The 20155-nt window shown below is 58.4% G+C and carries 18 protein-coding genes and 3 pseudogenes; 13 read left to right on the forward strand and 8 right to left on the reverse strand.

The genetic code is table 11. The features are described from left to right. Window positions 1-310: 310 nt before the first annotated feature. From ACFSNN_RS30805 to ACFSNN_RS30815, 3 genes are all read right to left on the reverse strand, one after another. Entirely contained in the window at window positions 311-2047 is a 1737-nt protein-coding gene (locus ACFSNN_RS30805; RefSeq protein WP_166799445.1) for a tannase/feruloyl esterase family alpha/beta hydrolase, read from the reverse strand. 154 nt (window positions 2048-2201) lie between these two features. Beyond that, window positions 2202-3377 (reverse strand): porin, encoded by a 1176-nt coding sequence (locus ACFSNN_RS30810; RefSeq protein ID WP_134465993.1) that lies wholly within the window; start codon window positions 3375-3377, stop codon window positions 2202-2204. Between the two features lie 144 nt (window positions 3378-3521). Next, window positions 3522-4862 (reverse strand): MFS transporter, encoded by a 1341-nt coding sequence (locus ACFSNN_RS30815; protein ID WP_134465992.1) that lies wholly within the window; start codon window positions 4860-4862, stop codon window positions 3522-3524. Window positions 4863-5152: 290 nt separating this feature from the next. On the opposite strand from ACFSNN_RS30815, the gene ACFSNN_RS30820 reads away from it, so the two are divergent. The 10 genes from ACFSNN_RS30820 to ACFSNN_RS30865 all read left to right on the forward strand — a co-directional run bounded on the left by ACFSNN_RS30820 (window position 5153) and on the right by ACFSNN_RS30865 (window position 15666). Further along, window positions 5153-6340 carry a CaiB/BaiF CoA transferase family protein gene (locus tag ACFSNN_RS30820; RefSeq protein WP_134465991.1) on the forward strand — a complete coding sequence of 396 codons (1188 nt, stop codon included), beginning with the start codon at window positions 5153-5155 and terminating at the stop codon, window positions 6338-6340. Window positions 6341-6393: 53 nt separating this feature from the next. Further along, window positions 6394-7014, forward strand: a complete 621-nt coding sequence (locus tag ACFSNN_RS30825) for a carboxymuconolactone decarboxylase family protein (protein ID WP_134465990.1) — start codon at window positions 6394-6396, stop codon at window positions 7012-7014. 172 nt (window positions 7015-7186) lie between these two features. After that, complete coding sequence (locus ACFSNN_RS30830) at window positions 7187-7942, forward strand: GntR family transcriptional regulator (RefSeq protein WP_134465989.1); 756 nt, start codon at window positions 7187-7189, stop codon at window positions 7940-7942. 188 nt (window positions 7943-8130) lie between these two features. Then, window positions 8131-8748 (forward strand): glutathione S-transferase family protein, encoded by a 618-nt coding sequence (locus tag ACFSNN_RS30835; protein ID WP_134465988.1) that lies wholly within the window; start codon window positions 8131-8133, stop codon window positions 8746-8748. After that, window positions 8699-9661, forward strand: a complete 963-nt coding sequence (locus ACFSNN_RS30840; protein WP_377747693.1) for an amidohydrolase family protein — start codon at window positions 8699-8701, stop codon at window positions 9659-9661. The genes ACFSNN_RS30835 and ACFSNN_RS30840 overlap by 50 nt, the downstream gene beginning before the upstream one ends. Then, entirely contained in the window at window positions 9658-10452 is a 795-nt protein-coding gene (locus ACFSNN_RS30845; protein ID WP_244323217.1) for an enoyl-CoA hydratase/isomerase family protein, read from the forward strand. The genes ACFSNN_RS30840 and ACFSNN_RS30845 overlap by 4 nt, the downstream gene beginning before the upstream one ends. A 55-nt stretch (window positions 10453-10507) precedes the next feature. Next, entirely contained in the window at window positions 10508-11269 is a 762-nt protein-coding gene (locus ACFSNN_RS30850) for an enoyl-CoA hydratase-related protein (RefSeq protein WP_377747692.1), read from the forward strand. Between the two features lie 168 nt (window positions 11270-11437). Further along, window positions 11438-12640, forward strand: a complete 1203-nt coding sequence (gene pcaF, locus ACFSNN_RS30855) for a 3-oxoadipyl-CoA thiolase (protein WP_134465985.1) — start codon at window positions 11438-11440, stop codon at window positions 12638-12640. Further along, the gene (locus tag ACFSNN_RS30860) at window positions 12549-14174 is read left to right on the forward strand and encodes a 3-hydroxyacyl-CoA dehydrogenase (RefSeq protein WP_134465984.1); all 1626 of its coding nucleotides are present in this window, start codon (window positions 12549-12551) and stop codon (window positions 14172-14174) included. The genes pcaF and ACFSNN_RS30860 overlap by 92 nt, the downstream gene beginning before the upstream one ends. A gap of 130 nt (window positions 14175-14304) precedes the next feature. Beyond that, on the forward strand, window positions 14305-15666 hold the full coding sequence (locus tag ACFSNN_RS30865) for an MFS transporter (RefSeq protein WP_134465983.1): 1362 nt from the start codon (window positions 14305-14307) through the stop codon (window positions 15664-15666). Window positions 15667-16361: 695 nt separating this feature from the next. Here the strand turns inward: ACFSNN_RS30865 and ACFSNN_RS30870 are convergent. Next, window positions 16362-16631 carry a DUF1488 family protein gene (locus ACFSNN_RS30870; RefSeq protein WP_134465982.1) on the reverse strand — a complete coding sequence of 90 codons (270 nt, stop codon included), beginning with the start codon at window positions 16629-16631 and terminating at the stop codon, window positions 16362-16364. A gap of 281 nt (window positions 16632-16912) precedes the next feature. On the opposite strand from ACFSNN_RS30870, the gene ACFSNN_RS30875 reads away from it, so the two are divergent. After that, on the forward strand, window positions 16913-17629 hold the full coding sequence (locus ACFSNN_RS30875) for an IS6 family transposase (protein WP_134465981.1): 717 nt from the start codon (window positions 16913-16915) through the stop codon (window positions 17627-17629). A gap of 56 nt (window positions 17630-17685) precedes the next feature. On the opposite strand, the pseudogene ACFSNN_RS30880 reads toward ACFSNN_RS30875, so the two are convergent. Continuing rightward, window positions 17686-17925: pseudogene (locus ACFSNN_RS30880) on the reverse strand (IS110 family transposase); the annotation flags it as partial. Between the two features lie 130 nt (window positions 17926-18055). Next, window positions 18056-18202 (reverse strand): annotated as a pseudogene (locus tag ACFSNN_RS30885) (IS6 family transposase); the annotation flags it as partial. Between ACFSNN_RS30885 and ACFSNN_RS30890 the strand changes: the two are divergent. Both ACFSNN_RS30890 and ACFSNN_RS30895 read left to right on the forward strand, forming a co-directional pair. Continuing rightward, window positions 18150-18701 (forward strand): porin, encoded by a 552-nt coding sequence (locus tag ACFSNN_RS30890; RefSeq protein ID WP_244323215.1) that lies wholly within the window; start codon window positions 18150-18152, stop codon window positions 18699-18701. The pseudogene ACFSNN_RS30885 and the gene ACFSNN_RS30890 overlap by 53 nt on opposite strands. A 56-nt stretch (window positions 18702-18757) precedes the next feature. Further along, window positions 18758-19138 (forward strand): porin, encoded by a 381-nt coding sequence (locus ACFSNN_RS30895; RefSeq protein WP_377688929.1) that lies wholly within the window; start codon window positions 18758-18760, stop codon window positions 19136-19138. Between the two features lie 293 nt (window positions 19139-19431). On the opposite strand, the pseudogene ACFSNN_RS30900 reads toward ACFSNN_RS30895, so the two are convergent. Both ACFSNN_RS30900 and ACFSNN_RS30905 read right to left on the reverse strand, forming a co-directional pair. After that, window positions 19432-19948: pseudogene (locus ACFSNN_RS30900) on the reverse strand (IS3 family transposase); the annotation flags it as partial. Next, the gene (locus ACFSNN_RS30905; protein WP_134465980.1) at window positions 19935-20153 is read right to left on the reverse strand and encodes a helix-turn-helix domain-containing protein; all 219 of its coding nucleotides are present in this window, start codon (window positions 20151-20153) and stop codon (window positions 19935-19937) included. The pseudogene ACFSNN_RS30900 and the gene ACFSNN_RS30905, both read right to left, overlap by 14 nt. Between the last annotated feature and the right edge of the window lie 2 nt (window positions 20154-20155).

Consider the following 20155-nt stretch of genomic DNA (forward strand, 5'->3'; position numbering starts at 1 on the left):
GGCCTGACGCATGTCGCATGGCAATGCGCAAGGGACGCCGTCTAATGCGCGCTTACGGAACGTCTCACTGACGCTACTGGCGAATCGCGCTTGATGGCCGAGAGCACCAGTTCCGTGAACGTTCTACAGAGCTGACGTTGGCGTTTTCAACGTCGGCTTTCCGGCGAGGTGGGTGGACGCGTACTGCCGGCCAATTCGCGACGTTCGTCGATCCTATTCGAGTGGCCGAAATCGAGTCATCAGCGGACTTCCGACAATTGATGCTGTGTGACCGTGGTGGCAACCAGCAAAGCTGGCTGCCACTCACCCACTACTGGCAGGAAAAATTCGCTGCAACGTTAATGTCCCCGGCTCCTTTGTAGCGTGACTGTTTAGGATAAGGACACAGCGGGCGGGTACGCGATGCAACGTTGAAGTATCCTGGGTTCGTTGCGCTGGCAAGGACCGAATCCGGTGACACGCCATTTTCGACCCAGTTCACAAGTTGCGGCAGCATATTAAAGTTGTCGGTAGCTGGACCGCCGCTGCAATGGTTCATGCCCGGGACAAGATACAGTCGTGCAAACATCTGAGCGTTGTTTCCCATCGTTTTATTCATCGAGTTGTACCAGTTCACCAGATCATTTCTCGACAACGACGAGTCGGAGCCTCCCTGGTACAGCATCAACTTGCCGCCGTGACTTTTAAATGCGGAAAGATCGGTGTTGTCGGTGAAATACAATTGCGCCGCGGACTGTGTGTAGATTCCCGAGGTCTGGTAGAGCGTCTGCGGGTCAGTGTTGAAGTTGTAACCGAGCGAGTAGCTCAGTGCGTCGGCAGCCGAGATAGGCAGGCGCGGCGGCGTCGTGTAGGCAACGGCTTCGGCGGGGGCGAACACGAGCTTGGTCGCATTGTTAGTTGCCGAAGTGTAGGTGCCGAGCCACCAGGAGCGCCAGTTCTGGCTATATGTTGTGCCCGACTGCGCGCTCACACCTGCATCCCAAGGCCAGTCCGAATAGAGTTGCTTTCCGCTTGAATCTACTGGACCGGCAAAGGCTTTTTCTAGCGTGGTTATCTGATCGGCGGTCAGGCAGCTAGCTGTTTTCGCGCCAGAGCATTGGACCTCAGTCAACTTCGCCTCGACGAGTGGCGCTGTGCAGGCCGCGAGATTGTCGACGATGCCGTCAGCCAGTCCGTCGAGGCTGTCGCATGCACTTAGAACGGCACCTCTCACCAGCATTAGGTCAGCATCGGAATAGGTTTTGGCAATGGCGGGGTCTCCGTTTGAAAGTGTGAGCCCCATACGCGTGGCCAGACCGGCGAAAAGCTGAGTCGAATACAGGCCGCTCATAGGTCCAAGCGGCAGATGAAACGCCGGGTCACCTGCAACGATTCCATCAAAATACGTGGGAAATTTTTGCGACATCAACATAGCTTCGCGACCACCCTCCGAGCATCCTACGAAATAGGAATAGGACGCCGGGTGTCTATAGAACGCTTCGACGACAGATTTGCCCGTGCGTGCTACTTCATCATAGGAGTTGTAGGCGAAATCGATCCGGGCCTGAGGATCGACGCCGAACGAAGCCGTGCCGCCAGCGTTCAACCCATTGTCCGCGACGTTGTCGTGTCCGGAGTCCGTGCCTATGGTCGCGTATCCCAACGCCGCGACATCGGAAGGGTCGACAAGCGTTCCGTCGGTCCCGCCACCGCCACCCATGTAGAAGCGTCCGTTCCAGCCCGTGATCGGCAGACGAAGACGGAAATGGATCGCATAGCTTTGCCCATCGACGCCGGTTCGTTGATTGATGACGCCATCGACCTGGCACTGTTGAGGCGCGGTTGGGGTCGCGGGAACCACCACGCTGCTCAGTACATTTGTACCGCTCACCGGGAACGACGATGCTCCGCCCTTCGACGCAAGCGACGTACAATTTGCGGCAAGTTGCTGGGCGTCGGGCGTGGAGTTATTGCTGTCGATGTGGCCGCCGCAACCGCCCGCACCGGACAGAATGATGACTGCAGCCGTGACGGTGCCAATACGGGAAACTTTCTCAGTGCTGTGCATTTCTATCTCCCTGCAAGTCGGCAACGCCGGCCGCAAAGTTGCTGAGTGAACTAGGGCATACGGAGTAAGGCGCAGAATGCCTGCGCGCGACGCCATCGAAGGCTTGAACTGTGTCGATGAGAGATCCTGCCAGGCAGCCCCGTCGATGCCCTCGTCAGAATTTGTGACGCAGACCGACACGTATCACTTTCACGCTGTCAGACGATGACGGCGTCAGGACATTGATGGCTGCGACTGCATCGTGATTCGTCGAATCGACACCGGACGCATGCTGATAAATTGCGGACAGGTAGACGTCCGTTCTTTTGGACAGGTAGTAGTGGGTGCTGGCCTCGGCCTGGTGATAGGTCGCGCCTTCGTTGATGTTGTTCGAGCCGCCTTTTGTGTAGTCGTAAGCGACGCCGGCCATCCACGCGGGCGTGATCTGATAACTGAAGTTCACCTCGGCGTTGTTGAATGTCGCGTTACCCGTGTACCGGCTCGGGTTTGGCCCTGAAGTGGTATCGCCCATGCCGCGGAAACTGATATTCGAGTAGGTCGCGCCGAATGTGGCGGCACCATACGTGTATGACGCGCCTGCACCAATGTCCTGATACGAGTGCGCGGACAGAAAGCCGCGATAAACCGGCGACGTTGCATTGGCGGCGGTCGCCGTTGCGGCCGTGGCGGAGTTTCCTCCGAACAGGCTCGTGTTGGGGTTGCGGGCGTTGAGGTAGGCAACGCCCGCCGAGAATGGACCGTGAGTATAGCCAGCACCCACGGACCAGATCTGGTTTCGGGTCACGTCGCCCGCGACGCCGCCGAGACTGTACGTGCCTCCAAATGAGAAGCCCGCGTAATTTGTGCTAGTGAACTTCACCGCGTTGTTGCTACGAAAGCTGTAGTTAAAGTTGTCGAGGTCACCTGGATGAGCAGAAATGTATCCTCCCCACTGATTGCTTACCGAGTACTGACTGACGAAATCGATAAGCGAGTCGTACTGTCTGCCGAATGTTAGCGTGCCATACGGGTTCGATAACCCGACGTAGGCTTGCCGACCGAACATCAGACCACCTTGACCGAGTCGCCCGTTCGTCACATCGAAGCCGTTTTCCAGCCGGAAGATGGCCTTAAGCCCTCCACCCAGATCCTCGCTTCCCTGAAGCCCAAAGCGGCTGCCCTGGTTTACGCCGCTCGTCATCGCAAACAGCCGTCCACCATTGGCGTTCGACTGATAGTTGAGACCGACATCGATAATGCCGTAAAGGGTGACGCTGCTTTGACCATAGGCAGCAGTGGCAAAGGTGCCAACCGCAGCCATCGCGCAAAACGAGTAGAAATGCTTTTTCATTAATAGTCTCCAGTATTCAGATCTGTTAGAAAACGGCGGCAACGCTTCGCCAATGGAGAGACCGGGGTACGGTGTCTCGCGTAGACATCTGGGTGATTGCTTGAGGTGCCGAGGGATTAAACTCCCGGCATGCCGGCGCCGATTTCAGGCGCGGTCTGTCTTTATGGGCCTGTCGTGTCGGCCGATCGCGATAACGGTTGTCGCTCCGATTATCATCAGCGCTGCAAGGTAGTACTGACCGGCAGCGAGCGTGTGAGTGGTCTGATTGAGCCAGCCGACAATGCCCGGGCTGACCAGGCTGCCAAGACCGGCGAGCGTGCTGATCAAAGCGATGCCGCCCGCCGCGGCTTCCTTGCTGAGATACAGGCTCGGCATGGACCAGAAAGGCCCCATCGCCGCGAAGGTTCCGGCTGCGGTAACGATCAACGCGACAACCGACAATGCTGGGTCCGCTGACACTAGCGGCAGAGCTGCCCAACCAATCGCTGCAGCCACACCAGAGAGGGCAGCATGCCAGCGGCGCTCCTTGCGGGCGTCGGAGTGTCGAGCCACAAAATACTGGCAAACGAACCCGGCGATAAACGGGAGCGACGACAATACGCCGATCGTCCACAAATCGGTGATGCCAGTGCGGTTGATGATTGTCGGTAACCAGAAAAACACGTTCGAAGTGCTTGCGAGAAGGGCGACGCCCATTCCTGTCAACAGATAGAAACGAGGAGAAAGCAACGCCTGGCCGAAAGACTTGTGTGCTGTTGAAACGGTCGCCTCGCGGTCGGCACGTAAGTCACGCTCGATAATGGCCACTTCATTGGGCGTGAGCCACGGCGCATTTGCAGGCGTGTCATGCAGGAGTCGTAGCACGACGAAAACGAGCAGCAACGGAGGGATGCCTTCAATCAGGAAAAGCCACCGCCAGCTGTGCAGTCCCGCGACGCCGTTCATCGTGTGCATGATTAGCCCCGACAGCGGGCCGCCGATCACTCCCGCAATGGGAATAGAGGCCATGAATAGTGCGGTAAACCGAGCCCGGCGCGAGACGGGCACCCAGTAGGTCAGATAAAGCAGGATGCCGGGAAACAGTCCCGCTTCGGAAGCGCCCAGTAAAAACCGCCAAAGGTAGTAACTGTTCTGACCGGACATGGCTGCAAGCCCCGCAGAACAAACAGCCCAAAGAAGCATGATCCGCAGGAATGTCTTCCGGGCGCCGATTTTCGCCAGCAGCATATTGCTGGGTATCTCGAAAAGCATGTATCCCGCGTAGAAGACCCCGGCCCCGATCCCGAACACTGTTTCGGACAAACCCAGGTCACGCAGGAAGTTCAACTTCGCGAAGCCAACATTGGACCTGTCGATGAACGCAACGATATAGAGCAGCATCAGGAGCGGCATCAGGCGCCAGAGCAGTTTCTTGTAGACGGCGTTATCCGCAGTGGCACCTGCGGATAAATCGATGGTAGGCGACGCGGATGTTCGGATAGTCACTGATGTCTCCTCGTTTGACTCACAGATCGACACGAGCGAGCCCAGTCGATGGACGAATTAGAAAACTCGCGGGCATAAAAGTCAATAACATGACCTATAGGGTTTTCACGAGCAGTCTCGGACAGCAGAACCGTCCACAATGCGACGCATACCCCGCCAACAGAGCATCGCGATCGGCGCGGGCACATGGAAGGCCGGCGTTGCATCCGACCGCCGTCGTCAACAATTCATGGAAGCACGGTCGCATGATTTTCGCGGCTGCGCGAATATTGGTTTTCATTGGACAAATCATGAGCGGACCTCTCTCCCACATCAGGATTCTCGACCTCAGTCGCATCATGGCAGGGCCGTGGAGCGGCCAGATTCTCGCGGACCTTGGTGCAGACGTAATCAAGGTCGAACGCCCCGAAGTTGGCGACGACACCCGCACCTGGGGGCCCCCGTTCCTGAAGTCGAGCGACGGCACGTCGTCAAAGGAGTCGGGATATTTTTTGTCGGTAAATCGCGGCAAACGTTCGGTCGCAGTTGACCTTGCGACGCCTGAGGGGCAGGAAACCGTGCGGGCGCTTGCTGCGCATTGCGACGTTGTACTCGAAAACTTCAAGGCGGGCGCCCTGAAGCGATATGGTCTCGCGTACGATGACCTGAAAGCAGTCAAGCCCGACCTGATCTATTGTTCCATCACCGGGTTTGGCCAGGATGGACCCAGATCGGAAAATGCTGCCTATGACTTTATGATTCAGGCGATGGGCGGCCTGATGAGCGTGACAGGCGAACGGGACGACGAACCCGGCGGTGGCCCACAGAAGGTTGGTGTGCCGATTGTCGACATCATGACAGGCATGTACGCGACGGTTGGCATTCTCGCGGCCCTCGCGCGTCGTAATGAAACGGGCGAAGGCGAATACATAGACGTCGCCATGCTGGACGTCCAGGTCGCGTTTCTCGCCAACCAGGCAATGAACTACCTCGTCTCAGGGAAGACGCCAGCGCGCAACGGCAATAAACACCCGAACATACAGCCACAAGATGTGTTCAAGTGCCGGGACGGCTACCTTGTACTCGCGGTGGGTAACGATGGCCAGTTCCGCAAATTCTGCGAAGTCATCTCGCGTCCCGAACTGGCTGACGACGAGCGCTTCGCGACCAATGCGCAGCGCGTGCGCAACCTTCCACCGCTGCTCGCAATCATCCGCGAAGCGCTGCTTCAGGACGATCTCGCCGTCTGGCTGGGAAAGCTCGACGCCGCCACCGTGCCGTGCGGCCCGATCAACACGATTCCGATGGTTTTCGAAGACGCTCAGGTAAAGCACCGCGAGATGCTGCGCCATCTCCCTCATCCGGTATCGGGTACCGTTCCGCAGGTGGTAAGTCCGATTCGACTGCGCAACTCGCCGTTGAGCTTCGATCGTGCCCCACCGACGCTTGGACAGCACACGGAAGAAGTGTTGCGCGAACTCGGTATCGCGTCCCGGTGAGCCCTACGCATCGAGCCAGCCGATCGTATGACATCAATTTTCAAGGACTGAACGTGGCCCGCATTCCTCTTTTCTCTCCAGACTCGATGACCGCTGAGCAGGAGCGCGTCTACCAGGCCGTCGTCGACGGACCGCGCGGCACTGTCGTCGGTCCCTTGCGCGCCGCGCTGCATCGTCCTGAACTGGCCGACCGCTGGCAACGCTTCGGCGAAATCTTGCGCTATGGGACGACCTTGCCGCCGCGTTTGACCGAGCTCGCGATCGCCGTCACGGCGCGACGTTGGAACAGCCAGCTTGAATGGCATATCCACGCCGAAGCAGGTTTGCGCGCTGGCCTGAGCCAAACCGCCCTGGACGCGATCAGGACCGGTGTGCAGCCTGTCTTCAATGATGCGGAGGAAGCCGACGTCTACGAGTTCGCGCGGCAACTGCAACAAACCGGCAACGTGGAGGAGGAAGTCTATCAACGCGTGATGCTCCGCTGGGGTAACGTGGGCGTAGTGGAACTCGGAGCGGTGATTGGTTACTACACGCTGGTGTCGATGACCCTCAATGTCCATCAGATCCCGTTGCCCGACGATGTCTCGCCGCCGCTCGAGCCCATCCCTCATTCGAGCTCAGCCGGCGAGGCCTTGCCGACTCTTGCACGCTGCTCTGTGGCGGGCGGCCGGTAAATGCCGATGCCGGGAGCCGCGGCTTAACAGGCTAAAAACCTTGACAGACGTCGGTAGAAAAGTCAGTAAGCTAGACAACTGGTTCTTTCGATTAAACTATGAGGGTTCCCGCTGTGCGGGCTGCCCGGAGCAGCCGTGCCGGAAGGGCCATATGACACCATCCGGAGTTGCAATGAGTACAGAGGCGGCCCTGAAAGAACCAGCCATTGATTTCAGCCTGAGCGGAGTTGCCCGCTACATCCAGCTCGCCACGCTTTTCAGGCGGCGCATCGAATCCGGTCAGTGGAACGTCGGCGAGCAGATACCGACTGTCGACGAACTCGCCGAAGAATGTGCAGTCGCCCGCGCCACCGTTCGCCAGGCGCTTGGCATTCTTGAGGAGGATAAGCTCATCGAGCGCTTCCGCGCCAAGGGCACCTTCGTCATCCAGAAACCGCAAAGCCAGCTCTGGTGCGAGGTGCCAACCGATCTGTCCGGCTTGCTGCTTGCCGCTGAAGGCGCAACCATCGAGCTGCTGAAGACAGAAAAGGGCGTGATGCCCGCCAACGTCCTGCATACCAGTGGCAAGCTTGCACCGTCCTATCAGCACTGGCGCCGACGCCATTCGCGCGAAGGCCAGCCTTATTACCTTGGCGATGCGTACATAGACGAACGCCTGAGCCGGCGCATCCCGAAGTCCGCATTCAAGCAGTACACGACGATGCGCATACTGCGCGACATGCCCGATCTCAAGCTGCAGGAGATCCATCAGACAATTACTATCGGCACCGCCGACGTGGAACTGTCGCGCATGCTTGAGATCCCGCTCAATGCGCCGGTTGCGCACGCCTATCGCACCGCAACTGACGCCGACGGAACGATCGTCTTTGTCGGCAACGGCGTGTACCGGGGCGATGTCATTCGTCTGGACATCAAGGTCGCTCTCTAGGCGCGCGCCGCGGGCGCTGCTGGGCGCAGCGTCCGTGGCCAGGCGTTATCAGTGTTTTCACCCACCTAATTTCTCGTGTCTTTAGGTCAAAAGGCCATATAATTGACCTAACACGAAAGACGGGTCGTATCTGCATCATGTGATTCGGCAGGTTCGTGTGTTCCTTAACGTTCCTGAAGGATAAGTACATGAAACTGCATTGGTCGCCGCGCTCGCCGTTTGTCCGCAAAGTGATGGTGTGCGCGTACGAGACGGGTACTGCCGACAAGTTCGATTGCGTACGTTCTCCCGTGGCCATGGACAGGCCCAATCTCGACCTGCTGCCTGACAACCCGTTGAGCAAGTTGCCCACCCTCGTGCTTGACGACGGTTTGGCGTTATTCGATTCATCGGTGATCTGCGAATATCTCGACACGTTGCACGACGGCGCATGTCTCTTTCCCGCCGAGGGGCGCGAACGATTCGTCGCATTGCAGCAGCAGGCATTTGCTGATGGCTTGCTTGATGTGTTGTTGCTCTGGCGCCAGGAGCGCAACAAACCTCAGTCGCAACAACGACCGGAATGGCTCGCGGCCTTCAAGGTCAAATCGGCGGCTTCGCTCGATGCGCTGGAGAAACTCGCATCGCAATTGAGGCTTGACGCGATCCAGATCGGCGACATCGCCATTGCCTGCGTGCTTTCTTACTACGACTTCCGCCTGCCGGACTTGCAATGGCGCGACGGGCATCCGGCGCTCGCCGCGTGGCACGCACGTTTTGCCGAGCGCGAATCGATGCGGCGCACAGAACCTGGCGGCGGAGAGTGACGTCATGAGCAATTTTACGGATCCTCTTCGCCCCCTCGACGTCGTGCCCGCCAAGATGGCGCACTCGCCCCGCAATCGGCTTCCCGATAATGCCTGCGATGCGCACTCGCATGTGTTCGGCCCGTATCAGGACTTTCCGTTCACGACAGCGTCGAGCTATCCACCGCCGCTCGCGCCTTGCGCGACCTATCTCACGATGCTCGACACGATTGGCGCCAAACGTGGCGTCCTTGTTCAACCGGCGCCATACGGAATCAATAATGAAGCGCTGGTAGCGGCGCTCCAGGCGGGTGGCGGAAGAATTCGTGGCGTCGCGGTGACCCAGCGCGACGCGACCGACGAGGCGTTGCAACACCTCGACAGCAACGGCGTACGCGCATTGCGCTTCAACGAGATGCCGAGCCCGCAAACCGGCAAGCCATTCGCAGGAAGTGTTGGGCTGGACGTTGCGTTGTCGCTCGCAAGCCGCATGAAGGCGCTCGTCTGGCACGCGCAGGTCTGGGCACGATGCAGCGATGTGCCCGCGATTACGGAGACGCTTGAGTGCGAAGGACTGTCCGTGGTGTTCGAACATATGACGTGCTTCGATCCTTCGCTTGGAACTGGCCATCGTGACTTTCAGAATGTGCTCGCGTTGCTCCGTGAGGGACGCATCGGCGTAAAGCTTGCTCTTTGCCGGGTATCGAAGCAGGCGCCCGGTTACAAGGACTTGCGTCCTTTCCACGACCTCATGATCGAGGCGAATGCACGACAACTGGTATGGGGTTCGGACTGGCCTTTCGTCCGGATGGGCGATGCCGCACCGGATGTGGGCGATTTGCTGGATACATTTTATGAATGGGTGGATGACGCCTCCTTGCGGAACACCATCCTCGTAGATAACCCTGCGCGTCTCTATCGATTCGAGGATTGATTGCGCTCTTCATTCAAGAAAGGATACCCATGTCATTGAATATCGAAAAGCGCGACGGGGTCGCTATCGTCACGCTCGACCGGCCGCCGGTCAATGCGATTACTCTCGCAGATTACTGCGCAATAGGCGACCTGTTTGAAAACCTCGGTAAAGAGCTCGATGTGCATTGCGCCGTCTTTACCGGCGCGGGCAATCGCGCGTTCTGCGCGGGTTTGGACCTGAACGAATTCCTGAGCGCAACGCCCGAGCAGGATCCCGAGCGCGCGGCCATCGTGCGCAGGACGTTCTCCGCCGTGTATCGCTGCCCGATTCCCGTCATTGCCGCGATCAACGGCCCAGCCCTCGGCGCGGGCTCTGTGCTCGCAACCGTATGTGACATCCGTATCGCAGCGAGCAACGCACGTTTTGGCACGCCTGAAATCAATGTTGGCCGCTGCGGGGGCGCAGCTCATCACGGTCGTTTGATTCCGCAAGGTGCGCTTCGGCGTATGTATTTCACGGGCGAACCGATTGGCGCGCAGGAAGCACTCAGGCTAGGGCTCGTCGATGAGGTTGTCGAGCCTGATGAGCTAATGCCAGCTGCACTTAAGCTGGCATCAAAAATTGCAGCGAAAAGCCCGCTCGGATTGCGCTTCGCGAAACAGGCGCTCAATGACGTCGAATCGATGCCGCTCGAAGCCGGCTATGAACACGAGCAGGGTTACAGCACGAAGCTGATGTACACCGAGGATGCGCGCGAGGCGACACGCGCATCCGTGGAAAAGCGCCCGCCGGTCTTCAAGGGCCGATGATCGACTCAGAATTGAGGCTGTTATGAATACATCCGAACCGGACGCAGCAAAGGTCGTGATCTGCGAGCGTCCTGAACTGGCGATCGCAGTCATTCGCATCGATCGCCCCGAACGACGTAACGCGCTTAGCCTTGAAGTCAAGCGACAACTTGATGAGGCGTTTGCTGCCGCAGACGCTGACCCGGATGTGCGCGTGGTCGTACTGACTGGCGGCGACTCTTTCTTCATTGGTGGCACCGACATCGACGAGATGCTGCATATGACGTCTCGCGAGCACACGGCGCGTGACACAGGCCGTGTGTTCCGGACCGTCAATGCGTGTCGCAAGCCGGTAATTGCGGCGGTAGAAGGCTACGCCCTCGGCGGTGGCTGCGAATTAGCGCTTGCATGCGACATGATCGTCGCGGGACGCGGCGCGCGATTTGGTCAACCGGAGATTCGCGTCGGCATCATGCCCGGCGCGGGTGGGACGCAACGGCTGCTGCGCACCATCGGAAAATATCAGGCGATGAAGATGGTCCTGACTGGTGAACCGGTTGATGCGGAATTGGCTTTCGCGATGGGTTTCGTTTCCGAGATTGCCGAAACTGGCTTCGCGTTGAAGCGGGCACTTGAGCTGGCGAGCGCCATCGCCGGCATGCCACCTCTCGCGGTCAGCGCAATCAAGGAGATCGTCAATGCAGGACAGAACCTGCCACTAGAAGGCGCGTTGCTTCTCGAGCGCAAGGCGTTCCAGCTTCTTTTCGACACGAGCGATCAGGAGGAAGGCATGCGCGCGTTCCTGGAGAAGCGCCGACCGGTATATCGCGGCGCGTAGAGCCCGCTTTTGCGCATCGTCGAATGCGTCAAATGTTTTGACCTGAGTCTTATATATCGCATCTGTCCACTCGGACGGACATCAGATAAGTGATCGATACGGAACCGACGCAATGCTGCGGCCTCGTGGCATTTCGCGCGTGCGGTCGCGTAACTACAGGAGATTTTCATGAGAGACGCTTTCATATGTGACGCGATTCGTACACCGATTGGCCGATATGCGGGCGCGCTGTCGTCGGTACGAGCCGACGATCTCGGCGCCGTGCCCCTGCGGGCGTTAATGGAACGCAACAAGGATGTCGACTGGAACGCGGTCGAGGAAGTGATCTTCGGCTGCGCGAATCAGGCTGGAGAGGACAATCGAAATGTCGCGCGCATGTCGACGTTGCTGGCTGGCTTGCCGGAAGGCGTGCCAGGAACGACGGTGAACCGCCTGTGCGGCTCAGGCATGGACGCGATCGGCGTCGCCGCGCGTGCCATCAAGTCGGGCGAGGCAAGTTTCCTCATCGCAGGCGGTGTGGAGAGTATGAGCCGTGCGCCATTCGTGCAGGGCAAAGCGACCTCCGCGTACTCCCGTCAGGCCGATATCCAGGATACGACCATCGGCTGGCGCTTCATCAACCCACTGATGAAAACGCAATACGGCGTCGATTCGATGCCGGAAACAGCTGAGAACGTCGCAGACGACTACAAGGTGAGCCGTGCCGACCAGGACGCGTTCGCTTTACATAGCCAGCAGAAAGCAGCGCGTGCGCAAAAGGACGGTACCCTTGCGCAGGAAATCGTCGCCGTGACGATCGCTCAGAAAAAGGGCGATCCGATCGTCGTGTCGCAGGACGAACATCCGCGCGAAACAAGCCTGGAAGCGCTCGCCAAACTAAAGGGCGTAGTACGTCCGGATGGCAGCGTGACGGCTGGCAATGCGTCGGGCGTGAACGATGGCGCGGCCGCGCTCATCCTCGCGGACGAGGACAGTGCGAAGCGTTTTGGCCTTGTGCCGCGCGCTCGAATCCTCGGGCTGGCGACCGCGGGCGTTGCGCCACGCGTGATGGGTCTCGGGCCAGCGCCGGCAACCCAGCGACTCCTCAAACGACTGAACATGACCATTGACCAGTTCGACGTGATCGAACTGAACGAAGCGTTCGCGTCGCAAGGTCTCGCCGTGCTGCGCATGCTCGGCGTCGCTGACAACGATCCGCGCGTCAATCCGAACGGTGGCGCCATTGCACTTGGCCATCCGTTGGGCATGAGCGGCGCGCGCCTGGTCTCGACCGCTAGCTATCAGTTGCAGCGTACCGGCGGTCGCTTCGCGCTTTGCACGATGTGCATCGGCGTGGGTCAAGGCATCGCAATCGCGATCGAACGGGTCTGAGGCCGATATGAAAGACGTCCAGGACGCAAAGATTGGAATCGTCGGTGCCGGAGCCATGGGTCAGGGTATCGCTCAGATTGCTGCAATGGCAGGTCTGGAAGTCAGACTCATGGACGTCAACCCTGCCGCATCGGGTCGCGCCGTCGCCGCCATCGGCAGCATTCTTGACAAGCTGGCCGCAAAAGGAAAACTAAGCTCGGAGCAAGCGCAGGAAGCACTGCACCGCATTCATCCGGAGGACTCGATCGGTGCACTGTCTGATTGCGATCTCGTGGTCGAAGCAATTGTCGAAAAGCTGGATGTGAAGCGTTCGTTGTTCGCTCAACTTGAAGAAGTCGTGCGGGACGATGCTGTGCTTGCTTCGAACACTTCTTCGTTGTCGATTACCGCAATAGCCGCGACCTGTCGTCTTCCTGAGCGGGTTGCGGGATATCACTTCTTCAACCCGGTGCCGCTCATGAAAGTCGTGGAAGTGGTGCGCGGGCTACGTTCAAGCGACACCACGATCGACTGGCTTGTTTCGCTGGCCAGGCAACTCGGCCATACAGCCGTCCGTTGCCGCGACATGCCTGGCTTCATCGTGAACCACGCTGGGCGTGCGCTCAATACTGAGGGCTTGTGCATCGTTCAGGAGGGTGTAACCGACGAGCCGACTGTTGACGTCATCGTGCGTGAACAGATGGGTTTCCGCATGGGTCCGTTCGAGCTGCTGGACCTAACCGGTCTGGATGTATCGCATCCTGTGATGGAGTCGATCTATCGCCAGTTCTACGACGAACCAAGGTTCCGCCCGTCGCCGATTACAGCGATCCGTCTTGCGGGCGGGATGTTGGGGCGTAAGAGTGGATCGGGCTTCTACGAGTATGCCGACACATCGACGATGTCGAAATCAATCTGCGCGCAGGGAACGGCTCAATGGAGCACCGCCCCGGTTTGGGTGAGCCATCGCCATCCCGATGAAGCGAGACGGGTGCTTGAGTTGCTCCGGGCGTTGGACGTCGAAGTAGAGACAAGCAGTGAGCCGAGTGACAACGCCTTGATTGTCGTTACACCGCTCGGCCACGATGCGACCACTTGCGCGATATCAGAGGAACTCGACGCAACGCGTGTCGTGGCAGTGGACACGCTTTTGGGATTCGGCAACGGTTCGCGGCGCGTGATTATGCCCACTCCGGCAACCACGGAAGAAATGCTTACGCGCGCGCAGGCGCTCTTTGGGATCGACGGCGCACCGGTTTCCACCCTTCGCGACTCCGGAGGGTTCGTAGCGCAGCGCATGATCGCCTGCATCGTGAATACAGCATGCGAAATCGCCCAGAAGCGGATTGGAACACCTGAAGACATCGACGCTGCGGTTCGACTGGGACTTGGCTATCCGCGTGGACCTCTGGCGCTCGGCGACCATATTGGTGCCAGTCGGATACTAGCGGTGCTGAAAGGGCTTCTGGATGTTTATGGGGATCCGCGTTACCGCCCTGGCGTCTGGCTGTCAAGGCGCGCAGAACTGAATCTGTCGCTCGGGTTTTCAGATTGATTGGTCAGCTGAATCTCCGGTTTGCACATTCGCGATTACGGCTGTCCGACTGGGTGTGTCTCAAGCTGAAGGGAATTTCCCCGAGTCCTGAACTTTGGCTCGATTGGTACGCTATGTAGGAGGTTCATCGATGCAGCGCCCCCACCACAATCAAATGGATGAGATTGAAACTCCCGAGCGCCAGCGTGAAGTAGTTGGAAAAGTCTCGCGTCGCATACTTTGGTTTGCCGCGTTGCTTCTGCTGTGCGCACAGATCGACAAGCATAATATCGCGTTTGCAGCGTTGACGATGAGTCATGAGCTAAAGCTCACGGCCACAATGTTTGGCCTATGTACGGCAATTTTCTACGTGGGTTATGTGTTGTGCGAAATCCCGAGCAATCTCATCATGGCTCGGGTCGGCGCTCGCGTGTGGTTGGCACGTATCGCGATTACGATTGGGCTCGTTTCAGCGGCGACCACATTTGCGGTCGGGCCAAATAGCTTGCTGGCGATCCGATTCCTTCTGGGTGTCGCCGAGGCAGGCATGGTTCCGGGCCTCCTGCTTTACTTTACATACTGGTTTCCGGCGGCTTATCGGGCGCGCGCGAACAGTTGGTTTCTCCTGGCCATGCCAGTAGCGGGTGTGGTTTCGTCAATCCTTTCTGGCGCAATCCTTGATTTCGATGGCTTGTTCGGAATGGCAGGGTGGCGCTGGCTGTTCTTGCTGTTGGGATTGCCATCGGTCGTTCTCGGCATCATAGCCATCTTCTACCTGACGGATCGCCCGAAGTACGCAAGCTGGCTTACCTCTGAAGACAAGCGAATTCTCGAAACCCTTCTTCGCGTCGGAACAGAGGATAGGCGGGATTCAACTCACGGTGGAAATATCCAATCGCATCGTAGGTGGGGCGTCGGGATCGTAGGACCTGACTTACTACTGCTAGCGATCGCGAATCTCGGCCTTTTTGTTACCTTGAGTGTGATGACAACCTGGACACCGCAGATCTTACGAAACGCCTATCCAGGAGGTCACTATTTACACTTTGGTTGGCTTGCGGCTCTTCCTGCGCTTGCGGCTGCGATCGCCATGCCGATATGGAGTGCAAGCTCCGACGCCCGCAACGAGCGCAAATGGCACGTCATCTCATCATCTGTGGCGGCCGGGCTTGGCTTAAGCATTATTTTGTATGGTGGAGCGCCTGCTATGACGCTTTGCGGCCTGATCGTCTGTGCGGTCGGCGCATACGGAGGCTACGGCGTGTTCTGGACCCTCGTCGCGAACGTCTTGCCGGAAAAGAATCGCCCTGCTGGAATCGCGATGATTCACGCGTTTGGCACGGCCGGCGCCGCGCTGAGTCCCGTAGTGGTTGGCTTTCTGCGTGACCGCACCGGACAATTTTCTTCTGGGTTGATGTTCGCCCTGACAATGTTAAGTTTGAGCGTAATTGCTGTTCTCCTGGTACAGCCTCACATTCGCGCAAAAAAGACAGGGCTATACGAGCCAGGATGACGCGAGAGTCGAGGTGTTTCCGTGCACCTTATCGACCATGGAGAGGGATGCTCCCCAGTAGGCATCGTCTGCTGTCTGCAGGTTTGACCGTCATGCTAGTCACTACCGCGCTGGTTGCGAATGTCTCATATCGGCGGGAGAGCGGACTCGCGCCGATGCTGACTGAGTGACTCAAACGGGTCGGGAGTGTGAGTTCGCTGGTCAAGAAAGCTGTCGCTCGGTGACGAAGCGAAACCGCCGGCCGCAGTCGGCCACATTGCGGACGTAGTGATGACTAGGTCCCAACGGCCGCAATGGCCGAGTTGCCGGCATCGGAAAGCTGGCGCCGACGACCGGACTGCGCCGTCATCCGCCCTTTGAATGGCCAAAGCGCCAACCCATCAGTGCGCCGCCACGGATACTTTTCCCTGAGACGATCGCCGCAGGCGAGGGGTTCATCAGGCACAAGGCCCAACACGGAAACCCAACGGATATTGCGGCTGGCCGCGTCCTCGCAACCCGCCGCGGTGACGGCGGTGCAACTAACGGTCAAGCGGTCACGGCCTCGAGCTCAGCTCCGCCGCAACCCCGTTTCGCAGCAGGATGGGATAGCAGGCGACGACTTCGCTCAGCGTGAAAAAGGGCATGCGAAGTTTGCGCAACCCGAGATTTCCTTGCGGATAGCGATGTGGCGTAACCAGCGTCGTTCGCTTCAATCAGCGGCGCCTGAAATCGTCCGGCGTCAGTTCGAGGCGTGCGCAGGGATGGGCGAGCAGCTTGCGTTCGGCGATTGCGCGGATGCGGCTGTATCCGTCACGGAAGGTCTTCAGCACCCGGGCGTCGCTGGCGCGAGGTTCAAGCCAGAAGCAGGCTTCGAGCGCTGCAATCGTGATGAGGCATTCGACGGTGGTGCCCCGTCTTGCGAGGCCGAATGACACGCCGCGGCCATTCGCCACGATTTGCGGCTCGGAATCAAGTGTTTCCATGAGTGGTTTGAGTGCTTTGTCTGACGTGGCGATAATTCCTGCGCGGGCAAAGGAGCCTTGTAGCGGCCCGCTGCTGCCCAGCGATTATCGTCGACATAATAATACTGGCTCCCCGGCATGAGCGTCGCGCGTAGGCGGAGCATTTCGGACCGCCCTCGACGGGTTCGTATCTCCAATCCGGCGGGGCGTGGCAATCCGGCTGTTATCAAAAAGGGATCTGGTGCAAATCGCGCGGCGGCAAATCGGTTAAGGTGTTGGGCTGAACGAATTGAGAACCGACGATGAGCAAGCTGAAAAGCCTGGACGAACTGTTCGCAGGCCGTCACTTTGACCGAGATGTGATCATTCTGTGCGTTCGCTGGTATCTGCGCTACAAGCTCAGCCTGCGTGATCTGGTCGAGATGATGACAGAACGGGGTCTGTCGCTGGCGCACACGACGATCCTGCGCTGGGTGCGGCGCTTTGCGCCGGAGTTCGTCAAACGATGGAACCGCTTTGGCAGACCCACCGGCCGGGCGTGGCGAGTCGACGAGACTTACCTCAAGCTGCGCGGCAAGTGGGTCTATCTTTATCGAGCGGTTGATCGGGCTGGCCTGACGGTTGACTTCATGCTCCGTGCGAAGCGCGACGTGCAAGCGGCAAAAGCCTTTTTCAGGAAGGCGATGAAACATCAAGATCAGCCACCGAACACAATCACACTTGATGGCTATGCAGCCTCGCACCGCGCCGTGCGCGAGATGAAGGCCGATGGCTTGCTGCCTAGTGACACGAAGGTCCGATCCTCGAAATATCTCAATAATCTGGTCGAGCAGGATCACCGCAACATCAAGTTCCGGACGAAAGTCATGCTCGGCTTCAAACGTTTCAGGAACGCGGCGATCACTTTGGCCGGCATTGAATTGATGCATCGTATTCGCAAAAGCCAATTCAATCTCGCGAAGCTCGGTCTCAAAGATACTGCTGCACCCGCAGTCTGGGAAGCCGTTCTGTTTTGTTGATTAGGGATCGTTTTTATAACTAAAATCTTGTCCGGACCGCCTATTTGCACCGGAACCTTCACGAACTTCCCTGGCATCAGCTTCACCTGATGGCCCATCGCCGTGAGCTTGCGCGCCCAGTGCTGCGAGCCTCCGCAGGCTTCCATTCCGATCAGGCACGGCGACCGGTTCGCAAAGTGTTCGAGAAATGCCACACGCTTGACCGGTTTGTTCACGATCTCGCCGGTTTCCACGTCGATGTAATGGAGCTGCATCACGCTCTTTGCAATGTCCACACCTACTGTCGCAAACTTCATGTCGGACCCTCCGGTTTTCCTGTGAAGAGCTGCATGATCTTCCACCTTGGGCACTCTGATGCCGTCGGCCCGTGAGGGTCCACCTTCCTTCTTCGCCCCCACCGCTCACGGGTGGGAGGCGTTCATATCATTCTTCGAGGTTGCGCAGGCTCAGCGAGTACGCCACATACCAGCGAACACACAGAAGAATCACGTCCAGCGGATAGTGCAAGCGCTTGAGAACCTTGCCGATCCCCGCAGGAGACGTCGCGCGCGATGAATTCTTCGTTTCGCCCATCTCGTTCGTGATCCGTGAGGGAATGCGAATTCTGGCGCACCGCGTTAGCGCGACAGAACCCACAAACGGCTCGTTCGCCACGCCGGGTGTTTTGTTTAGCCGGCAGGCGTTCGTCGGTATCGCAAGCAGCCAATACGGAACGCTGACCTTAGGTAGGCAGTTTGACCCGCTGACGGATTTGGAGCAGGGGCTCACCGCTGATATATACAGTGGATGGTTTGCCACGCCGGGCGATATCGACAACTACGACTCCAGCGCGCGTTTCAATAACGCCGTAAAGTGGGCAAGTCCTTCGTGGAAGGGAGCGTCTGCGGAGGTCATGTATGGACTCGGTGGTGTCGCTGGATCCTCGGGATCGGGGCAATCCTGGGGCGCAGCGGCGGCCTATCAGAGTGGATCTTTTAGCGTTGCCGGCGGCTTCCTTCACATTGACAACGGGAACGGAACACTCGGTAAGCGTGGCACCACCTCATCGGATAGCGTATTAATTCGCCTGTAAACGCAGCCTACGCGAGTTCAAGGTCGATCAATATCGCGCGGGTTGCTGGAAACCATGTGGTCGGATCATTCACGACCGGGGCGGCTTTTAGTTATTCCCAATACTCACCGGATGCGGCTTCCTCGTTCCGCGACTCGCAGAGGTTTTATAACGGCTCGGTATTCGCGCAATATTATCTGACTCCAGCTTTCATGGTAATCGGTGCATATAACTACACCCGGGCCTTGGGTGACTCGTCGGCAAAGTACCATCAAGTAAATATCGGAACTGATTACTTCCTGAGCAAGCGAACCGATATTTATGCTTTTGCAGGGTACCAGCACGCAATTGGGCAGAACGGTCAAGGTCCGGCCGAAGCGTCCATGGGGTCCACCGGCATTGCTGCGGGAGCACGTACGCAAGGAGTGGTGGTCGTGGGCTTGCGTCACAAGTTCTGAACATCGACGACGCACAGTGTGAGGCACAGTCATAAAGCACGCCCCGAGAACGTGTCGTGCGCATGACTATCCTTTTGTGAATAGATAGTACTCTCAGAGCAGAGGAACGCCGGTCCATGATATTCGTGGACCGGGGCTGATTAGACCGCAGGTTCAACTTGCCGTTCTTTCTCGTCGGACGTGTTGGCGCGAGCCAACCGGTCGATCTGACTGTTGATTTGCACCGAATCCTGACCCACGGGGATGCGGCTAAAATCCTGGACTGGTTTATGCCGCGATTCCGAGACTTTGCCGGTAGCTGCACGGAAATCACGATTGATGAGCTTCTCGGGTACAGGACTTATTTCTCCACGATAGGAGCAGTAGCGACGTCGTCCGGTCGTGCCTGCGGCCAGACCTTCCTGTCGCATCAAACGTCGCACGACCTTCTCCGAGATGAGGACCTTTTGCCTGCTCAATGCCGCGCGGACTCGACGATAGCCGTAGCAGCGGTGATTGCGCTCGAAGGTGTCTGCGATGACGCGACGAGCGCCTGCATACCTGTCAGCGACGAGCAGATGTGCACGGCGATAGAAGTAGGAGCTGCGAGCAAGCCTCAGGACGGCTAACAACTCCGGCAACGCATAGGCGTTTCAGGGCATCAACCAGCATCGTCTTCTCCTGGTTGCTCAGGAGCTGCGGGTCGATGCCCACTTTTGTTACCAGTTCGTTCGCCTTCTTGAGGATGTCGCGCTCGAGGTCCAACTTTCGTATGTCGCGTCGAAGCGTTTCGACCTGCTGCTCCAGCTCCGCACGCTCATGGTCCGGTGCCGTCGGCGACGTATTCGAGCAAATCCCCCGGCTGGCAAGAGAGGGCCTCGCAGAGTGCTTCCATGGTAGAGAAGCGGATCGCGCGAGCCTTGCCCGTCTTAAGCACAGACAGGTTCGGAAGGCTTATCTCGACAATCTCCGAAAGCTCGGTCAAGCTCATCTTACGTCGCGCCAGCATGACATCAAGGTTGACGATTATTGCCATGT

It is taken from the genome of Paraburkholderia dipogonis (assembly GCF_042680985.1).
Lineage (GTDB): Bacteria > Pseudomonadota > Gammaproteobacteria > Burkholderiales > Burkholderiaceae > Paraburkholderia > Paraburkholderia phytofirmans.

Coding starts and splice junctions, on each gene's coding strand:
- ACFSNN_RS30830 (WP_134465989.1), top strand. CDS start 7,187: ATGAGTACAGAGGCGGCCCTGAAAGAACCAGCCATTGATTTCAGCCTG.
- ACFSNN_RS30820 (WP_134465991.1), top strand. CDS start 5,153: ATGAGCGGACCTCTCTCCCACATCAGGATTCTCGACCTCAGTCGCATC.
- ACFSNN_RS30865 (WP_134465983.1), top strand. CDS start 14,305: ATGCAGCGCCCCCACCACAATCAAATGGATGAGATTGAAACTCCCGAG.
- pcaF (WP_134465985.1), top strand. CDS start 11,438: ATGAGAGACGCTTTCATATGTGACGCGATTCGTACACCGATTGGCCGA.
- ACFSNN_RS30905 (WP_134465980.1), bottom strand. CDS start 20,153: ATGGCAATAATCGTCAACCTTGATGTCATGCTGGCGCGACGTAAGATG.
- ACFSNN_RS30870 (WP_134465982.1), bottom strand. CDS start 16,631: ATGGAAACACTTGATTCCGAGCCGCAAATCGTGGCGAATGGCCGCGGC.
- ACFSNN_RS30805 (WP_166799445.1), bottom strand. CDS start 2,047: ATGCACAGCACTGAGAAAGTTTCCCGTATTGGCACCGTCACGGCTGCA.
- ACFSNN_RS30835 (WP_134465988.1), top strand. CDS start 8,131: ATGAAACTGCATTGGTCGCCGCGCTCGCCGTTTGTCCGCAAAGTGATG.
- ACFSNN_RS30810 (WP_134465993.1), bottom strand. CDS start 3,377: ATGAAAAAGCATTTCTACTCGTTTTGCGCGATGGCTGCGGTTGGCACC.
- ACFSNN_RS30875 (WP_134465981.1), top strand. CDS start 16,913: ATGAGCAAGCTGAAAAGCCTGGACGAACTGTTCGCAGGCCGTCACTTT.